6 protein-coding genes and 1 pseudogene are annotated in these 7,282 nt (G+C 62.8%); 3 read left to right on the top strand and 4 right to left on the bottom strand.

Annotated features, from left to right (window positions below):
* Positions 1–457: pseudogene (gene glyA / locus HU766_RS25760) on the bottom strand (serine hydroxymethyltransferase); the annotation flags it as partial.
* A 318-nt stretch (positions 458–775) separates the two neighbouring features.
* Here glyA and HU766_RS25755 point away from each other — a divergent pair.
* Complete coding sequence (locus HU766_RS25755) at positions 776–1,816, top strand: low specificity L-threonine aldolase (RefSeq protein ID WP_033703145.1); 1,041 nt, start codon at positions 776–778, stop codon at positions 1,814–1,816.
* Positions 1,817–1,924: 108 nt separating this feature from the next.
* On the opposite strand, the gene HU766_RS25750 is transcribed toward HU766_RS25755, so the two are convergent.
* The 3 genes from HU766_RS25750 to HU766_RS25740 all read right to left on the bottom strand — a co-directional run bounded on the left by HU766_RS25750 (position 1,925) and on the right by HU766_RS25740 (position 4,514).
* Positions 1,925–3,862 carry a methyl-accepting chemotaxis protein gene (locus HU766_RS25750; RefSeq protein WP_186661753.1) on the bottom strand — a complete coding sequence of 646 codons (1,938 nt, stop codon included), beginning with the start codon at positions 3,860–3,862 and terminating at the stop codon, positions 1,925–1,927.
* A gap of 122 nt (positions 3,863–3,984) precedes the next feature.
* On the bottom strand, positions 3,985–4,287 hold the full coding sequence (locus HU766_RS25745) for a cell division protein ZapA (RefSeq protein ID WP_033703147.1): 303 nt from the start codon (positions 4,285–4,287) through the stop codon (positions 3,985–3,987).
* The gene (locus HU766_RS25740) at positions 4,284–4,514 is read right to left on the bottom strand and encodes a hypothetical protein (protein WP_033703149.1); all 231 of its coding nucleotides are present in this window, start codon (positions 4,512–4,514) and stop codon (positions 4,284–4,286) included. Before HU766_RS25740 ends, HU766_RS25745 begins: the two co-directional genes overlap by 4 nt.
* A 270-nt stretch (positions 4,515–4,784) precedes the next feature.
* Here HU766_RS25740 and HU766_RS25735 point away from each other — a divergent pair, with 270 nt between their 5' ends.
* On the top strand, positions 4,785–6,410 hold the full coding sequence (locus tag HU766_RS25735; protein ID WP_033703150.1) for a methyl-accepting chemotaxis protein: 1,626 nt from the start codon (positions 4,785–4,787) through the stop codon (positions 6,408–6,410).
* Positions 6,411–6,681: 271 nt separating this feature from the next.
* Positions 6,682–7,137, top strand: a complete 456-nt coding sequence (locus HU766_RS25730) for a transposase (RefSeq protein ID WP_186661755.1) — start codon at positions 6,682–6,684, stop codon at positions 7,135–7,137.
* Positions 7,138–7,282 lie beyond the last annotated feature (145 nt).

The following is a 7,282-nucleotide window of genomic DNA, read 5'->3' as shown; positions in this document are numbered from 1 at the left end:
GGCCGGTGTCGGTGTTGATGCCGTACTGCACAGCGTTATACAGCTTGCCCGAAGACGACACCTTGGCGCCGTGGGTCAGGTGGCCGCCGTGGGCCAGGCTCATGCCCAGGATGGTGTCACCGGCCTGCAGCAGGGCCAGGTAGACCGCGCCGTTGGCGGAAGAGCCGGAGTGCGGCTGGACGTTGGCGAAATCGGCACCGAACAGCTGCTTGGCGCGCTCGATGGCCAGCGCTTCGACTTTGTCGACGTGCTCGCAGCCGCCGTAGTAGCGCTTGCCTGGGTAGCCTTCGGCGTATTTGTTGGTCAGGCCGCTGCCCTGGGCCTGCATGACGCGCTTGCTGGTGTAGTTCTCCGAGGCGATCAGCTCGATGTGATCTTCCTGGCGCTGTTCTTCGGCATTCATCGCCGCCAGCAGTGCGTCGTCGTAACCCTGGATCTGGTCTTGCTTGCTGAACATCTTGTTGTCTCCCGGCAGCGATCGTTTCTTGTCTGTAAGGCACTGTGGCCCTTTGTGGCGATGGTATGACTGGCCGGGGTGGGTCAGATGCCTGCGCACGCCTTGCAATGGCGCGTTTACGACATTGGCTTTGTGTTGCTGTTGCCGCCCGCTTCGCGGGGCAAGCCCGCTCCCATTGATTGCTGTATGCAGGACTATTGTGGAAGCGGGCTTGCCCCGCGAAGAGGCCGACACAGATCCGACTGAAAGCAGGTTGTATAGGCAACTGCTGAATCGATAGTTTAGAGTGCAGTTCTGCGTCGTTCACAGGACCGTGTCATGACAGATAAGAGCCAACAATTCGCCAGCGACAACTATTCCGGCATCTGCCCCGAAGCCTGGGCCGCCATGGCCAAGGCCAACATGGGCCACGACCGCGCCTATGGCGACGACCAGTGGACCGAGCGGGCCGCCCAGTACTTTCGCGAGCTGTTCGAAACTGACTGCGAAGTGTTCTTCGCCTTCAACGGCACCGCCGCCAACTCCTTGGCCCTGGCCTCGCTGTGCCAGAGCTACCACAGCGTGATCTGCTCCGAGACCGCCCACGTCGAGACCGACGAATGCGGCGCGCCAGAGTTTTTCTCCAACGGCTCCAAGCTGCTGACGGCGGCCAGCGTCAACGGCAAGCTGACCCCGCAATCGATTCGTGAGGTCGCCCTCAAGCGCCAGGACATCCACTACCCCAAGCCACGCGTGGTGACCATCACCCAGGCCACCGAAGTGGGCACCGTGTACCGCCCCGATGAGCTCAAGGCGATCAGCGCCACCTGCAAGGAGCTGGGCCTGAACCTGCACATGGATGGCGCGCGCTTTACCAATGCCTGCGCGTTCCTCGGTTGCAGCCCGGCAGAGCTGACCTGGAAGGCCGGCGTCGATGTGCTGTGCTTTGGCGGCACCAAGAACGGCATGGCGGTGGGTGAGGCGATCCTGTTCTTCAATCGCGACCTGGCCGAGGACTTCGACTACCGCTGCAAGCAGGCCGGGCAACTGGCCTCGAAGATGCGCTTCTTGTCAGCGCCCTGGGTCGGGCTGCTGGAAGACGGCGCCTGGCTGCGCCATGGCAACCACGCCAACCACTGCGCGCAGTTGCTGGCGTCGTTGGTGAGTGACTTGCCGGGGGTTGAGCTGATGTTCCCGGTGGAGGCCAACGGGGTGTTCCTGCAGATGCCAGAGCCTGCGATCGAGGCGTTGCGCGGCAAGGGCTGGCGCTTCTACACCTTTATTGGTAGCGGCGGGGCGCGGTTCATGTGCTCGTGGGACACCGAAGAGGAACGGGTGCGTGAGCTGGCGGCGGATATTCGCAGCATCATCACCGCCTGACAGGCCGCATTCGCGGGGCAAGCCCGCGCCTACAAGTACAGCGCCAATCTCAATGCCGGCGCTGTACGTGTGGGAGCGGGCTTGCCCCGCGAAGAAGCCAACACCGACCTAGAGCCTGAACCCACCCATCTGCCGCGCCAGGTCATCGGCCAAACCACGCAAAGCCTGGCACTCCTCGCGGCACCCTTGCACCTCAGCCGCCGTCTCCCGCGCCAGGTCGGAAATCCCCTGCACCGTGCGGTTGATCTCCTCAGTTACCGCCGACTGCTCTTCAGTCGCTGTGGCCACCTGATGGTTCATGTCACTGATATGTTCCACCTGATCGGTAATCGCCCCCAGTGACGCCCCGGTGCGCTGGCTCGATTCCACGCCACTGCCGGTCGCCTGCTGCCCCGCCTGCATCGAGCTCACCGCCGAACCCGCGCCCTGCTTCAGGCGTTGGATCATCTGCTGCACTTCATCGGTAGACAGCTGCGTGCGCCGCGCCAGCGTTCGCACTTCGTCGGCCACCACGGCAAAGCCGCGGCCCATTTCCCCTGCCCGCGCAGCCTCGATGGCCGCATTCAGCGCCAGCAGGTTGGTTTGCTCGGAAATACTACGGATCACCGCCAATACTTCATCGATCGAGGCGACTTCGTCGGCCAACTGCTCCACCGCATCCGCCGCCTTGCCGATATTCCCCGACATACCCTCGATGCCCTGAATCGAACGGCGCACCACTTCACGCGCCTGCAAGGCCTCATCACGCGCCGACTGCGAGGCCTGCGCCGCATCACCGGCATTGCGGGCAATGTCCTGCACCGTCAGCCCCATTTCGTGCACAGCGGTGGCCACCATCTCGGTCATTTCCTGCTGCCGTCCGGAACGTTCGGCGGTGTTGTCCACCACCTGGGTCACCTGCTCGACGGCCCGATGCAGCCGTTCAGAAGTCTGCAACACCTCGCCAATCAGGCTGCGCTGGCTGTCGAGAAAACGATTGAAGCCCCGCGCCAGGTCACCCAGCTCGTCCTGGCGCGAATCATCCAGGCGATGGCTGAGGTCACCGGCGCCGCTGCCGATCTGCACCAGCGCGGCAGTGACCCGGCGGATAGGCCGCACCAGCCCACGTGCCAGCAACACCACCAGCAACAATGACAGCAGCGCCACGCCGCCACCGATCAACGTGGTCAGCCATACCGCCTGACGCATCTGCGCGTAGATCTCGGCCTCCGGCACCTCGGCGACCAAAGTCCAGTTCAGGTCGCGCAGTGGCAGGCCCAACGCCAGATAATCTTCGCCATCGCGCTGGAAGCGGCTGGTGCGCAGGCCCGGCTCACCATTCATCACTGCCTTGGCGGCGTGCGCATCGAGCTGATCGACCAGTTGGCGCTTGCCGCTGAAGGCGTTGTCCGGGTGCACCTGGATCAGCCCATCGTTGCGCACCAGAAACACCTTGCCGTGCTCGCCAAAGCTGAAGTCATGGATCAGTTTCGACAGCTCGGCCATGCGCAGGCCCATGCCGGCGACGCCAACCAGCTTGCCGTCCTTTTCCACGCGATAGTCGATGAACAGCGCCAGCTCGCCGGTGGCACCGTCGATGTCGATATTGATCAGGCGCTCGGCGCCACTGTCGATGTAGCCGTAGAACCACTTGTCCTTGGGGTTGGCACGGCTGAGGGTGCGGTCCAGGCCATTCTCGTTGTAGTAATGGCCGGTTTCTGTGGCGGCGAACAGCGTGGTGAAGGCCTTGTTGCGCTGCTTGGCAGCGTCCAAGTATTCGATGAAGCGCGGTGCTTGCGCAGGGTCTTCGCCCGCGGCAAGCCAGTCGCGCAGCAGGGTGTTGCCGGCAATGTCGGCCGCAGCCACCAGCGGCTGGCCGAGCATGCGCTCGATGTCGTTACGGATGGCTTCGACACTGGCCGGCAGCGCCGTGTCGACCAGGTAGCGTTCGGTCAAGCGGTTGAACGCCACTGTGAAGATGATCACCACTACCAGGATGCTCGCCAGCAGGGCCGCGCCCATGCTTGCGATCAATTGCCACTGGATGCTTCGCCGCCAGATACGCATGCCCTTGCTCCCCGCCAATTATTGTTTTTGCGGGAAGTGTATACACTTACGTATCCAGTTATTCCAGTGATCTGGGACATTGCTTGGGGACCTTGGGGCCGCTGTGCGGCCCCAGGTGCCCATCAGGATTCGGCAATAGTCCGAACGATCGCGTCCACCGTGGCGTCGATCTGCGCCTGGGTGCGCGCAAGCGTCTGCTGATGCTCCTTCTGCAGCTCAACCTGCTTGGAGCACAGGTTCAGGGCAGCCAGCACCAGCAGTTTGTCGCCGATCAAGGTCGGGTACGAACGCTTGGTCTCGGCCAAGGCGGTGTTGAGCATTCGCACCGCCTGCGCCAAGGTTTCTTCCTGGCCTTCAGGCGCCTTGATCGAATAGTCGCTGCCAAGGATCGACACGACATTGACCGGCTGCGCATTCAAGCTCATGCGTTGACGACACCCGCACTGGCGCGATCAACCAGCGCCTGGATGCGCGCGGCAGTGGCGCCGTTCTTTTCTTCCTGCTCCATCAGCGACAGCTGCAGGGTTTCGTTTTCTTCCTTGGCCTGGGCCAGTTGCTGGCCGAGGGTGGTGTTCTGCTCGGTGAGTTGAGCGTTTTTATGCATCAGGTCGCTGACCAGTTGCTCGATTTGATTCAGAGAGGCTTCAAGCATGGGGTCTATCTCAGGTTGTTGCAGAGGGCGCACACGATAAAGAAAAGTGTCAGTCCTCGCCATTAAATATCGGATTCTTAAGGTTTCTGCTGCGCAGATTGACAGGGTATCGGGCCGCTTGTTCCGACCTGGGTCAACCGCCGGTCAGGAAAAAGTTAGCGCGCTCACAAATTTCACCGGTCTCGCTCAAGACTGACCAGTCACGACCGATAGCCAGGCAAGTCATATTTCGTCGTGCTGTGTGCGACCCTCCCCTGCCTGGATCCCTCCATGTCCCTACGCAACATGAACATCGCCCCGCGCGCGCTGCTCGGCTTCGCGCTGATCGGCCTGCTGATGCTCGGCCTCGGCATTTTCTCGCTCATGCAGATGGGCAACATCCGCCAGGCGGGCGTCGCCATCGAGAGCATCAGCGTGCCCAGCATCAAGATGCTCGACGAACTTACCGCGCTGAACCTGCGCATGCGCACCCTCTCCTATCGGCTGCTGATCAACCGCGAGCCAGAGACCCAGCGCGACACCCTCAACCTGCTGGACCAACGCAACGCCCAGATCGACCGCGCCCGCCAGGCCTACCAGCCGATGATCGGCGCACCCGACGAGCAAGCGGCCTTCGACCAGTACAGCCAGTTGCTCAGTCAATACCGCCAGCTGGAGGCGCGCATGCGCAGCATGAGCCAGGCGGGCCGCACCGACGAGTTGCGCGACCTGCTCAACCGCGACCTGCTGGCCAACTCCGAGCAGATCAACAAGGTCATGGACACCCTGGTGCGCATCAACACCGACCAGACCCGTGCCACCAACGAAACCGCAGCCAGCCAGTATGCTGCCGCCTTCGCCCTGGTCATCGGCCTGTTGATCGCCGCCACCGTGCTGACGCTGCTGTGCGCGTTCCTGCTGACCCGCAGCATCGTCAAGCCGATCGAAGAGGCGCTGCAATGCGCCGAGCAGGTGGCCGACGGTGACCTGACCCATGTCATCCGTGCCGAAGGCACCGACGAAGCCGCCCGCCTGCTGCGCGCCATGGCCCGCATGCAAGACAAGCTGCGCGACACCCTGCAATTGATTGCCGGCTCCGCCACCCAGCTGGCGTCTGCAGCGGAAGAGCTCAATAGCGTCACCGACGAGAGCGCCCGTGGCCTGCAGCAACAGAACAACGAAATCGAACAGGCCGCCACTGCGGTCACCGAGATGACCAGCGCCGTGGAAGAAGTGGCACGCAACGCGGTGAGCACCTCGCAGGCCTCGGGTGAAGCCAGCCGTTCGGCGGGCGACGGGCGCGACCTGGTGCTGGAAACCGTCGGCGCCATCGAGCGCATGAGCGGCGATGTGCAAGCCACTGCCACGCTGATCACCCACCTGGCCGAGCAATCGCGCGACATCGGCAAGGTGCTCGATGTGATCCGCGGCTTGGCCGACCAGACCAACCTGCTGGCGCTCAATGCCGCGATCGAAGCAGCCCGTGCCGGTGAGGCGGGCCGTGGCTTCGCCGTGGTGGCGGATGAAGTGCGGGCACTGGCCCATCGTACCCAGCAGTCGACCAGCGAAATCGAGCGGATGATTGGTAGCATCCAGGGCGGTACCGAGGAGGCGGTGGCGTCGATGCGCACCAGCACCGAACGCGCCGAGTCGACCCTGAACATCGCCCGTGGCGCGGGCATGGCGCTGGATACCATCGCCGGTGCGGTGGCGCAGATCAACGAGCGTAACCTGGTGATCGCCAGCGCGGCGGAAGAACAAGCACAGGTGGCGCGCGAGGTGGACCGCAACCTGGTGAATATCAATGATCTGTCGGTACAGAGTGCAACCGGGGCGCATCAGACCAGCGCAGCGAGTGCCGAGCTGTCGCGGTTGGCGGTGGACTTGAACAACCTGGTGGCCCGCTTCCGCACCTGACAGTACTGGGGCCGCTTTGCGGCCCATTCGCACTCTCATGGCCTGCGGATAACCTGTGAGAGCAACTGCCTTGCTCAAAATTCTAAAACAGCCAGCCCCGTGGGAGCGGGCTTGTCCCGCGAACACGGGCGAAGCCCGTGCCATGCTCTGCGGTGCCTGCTTCGCGGGACAAGCCCACTCCCACAGGGATCATGGTACGCCTTGTGATGCCCCCTGAAATAAGATTCAGAGGAACATTAGGTGAGCTGGCAGTGGCGTGCGGCGGGGAATGTTGGAGCGTGCTCAATCCCATCTTCTGCGCCGTGGCCGTTTCTCTCAGCCTGGTGGGTTGTACTTGCTGACTACGGTAACCCATGAGCGCAAGCGGACCTTCACCCACCTTCATCTCGCCCGTGGCGTGATCCAGCAACTCAGACAGGCTGAGCTCGATGGGCATTGCCAATCCCTCGCGTGGGTGGTCATGCCGGACCATGTGCACTGGCTGATCGAGTTACGAAGCGGCACCTTGTGTCGCCTGATGCGCAGATTCAAGTCACGCAGCAGCCATGCGCTTTATCAGCGGGGCATGCGGCGCGAAAAGATATGGCAGCAGGGCTACCAGGACCGAGCCTTGCGCCGGGAAGAAAGTGTGCTGCAGGTAGCGAGGTACATCGTTGCCACCCCCATCAGAGCAGGATTGGTTGACCGTGCGGGTGATTATCCGCATTGGGATGCAGTCTGGGTCTGATGCCATTCGCGGGGCAAGCCCGCTCCCACAGGCCTGGACTGCCCCCAAGAAGTTGGACAAAAAATCCAACCCTTGGGGGGACCGATGGGCAAATACACAGAGCAGTTCAAACTCACAGCCATCTCAGCCTACCTAGATGGTAGCG

Source organism: Pseudomonas sp. SWRI77 (assembly GCF_014269105.1).
Taxonomy (GTDB): Bacteria; Pseudomonadota; Gammaproteobacteria; order Pseudomonadales; family Pseudomonadaceae; genus Aquipseudomonas; species Aquipseudomonas capeferrum.
This window is presented reverse-complemented; position numbering and strand designations above follow the sequence as displayed.

Excerpts from the sequence above, each read along its gene's own strand:
- HU766_RS25755 (WP_033703145.1), top strand. The coding sequence starts at position 776 with ATGACAGATAAGAGCCAACAATTCGCCAGCGACAACTATTCCGGCATC.
- HU766_RS25740 (WP_033703149.1), bottom strand. The coding sequence starts at position 4,514 with ATGCTTGAAGCCTCTCTGAATCAAATCGAGCAACTGGTCAGCGACCTG.
- HU766_RS25745 (WP_033703147.1), bottom strand. The coding sequence starts at position 4,287 with ATGAGCTTGAATGCGCAGCCGGTCAATGTCGTGTCGATCCTTGGCAGC.
- HU766_RS25750 (WP_186661753.1), bottom strand. The coding sequence starts at position 3,862 with ATGCGTATCTGGCGGCGAAGCATCCAGTGGCAATTGATCGCAAGCATG.
- HU766_RS25735 (WP_033703150.1), top strand. The coding sequence starts at position 4,785 with ATGTCCCTACGCAACATGAACATCGCCCCGCGCGCGCTGCTCGGCTTC.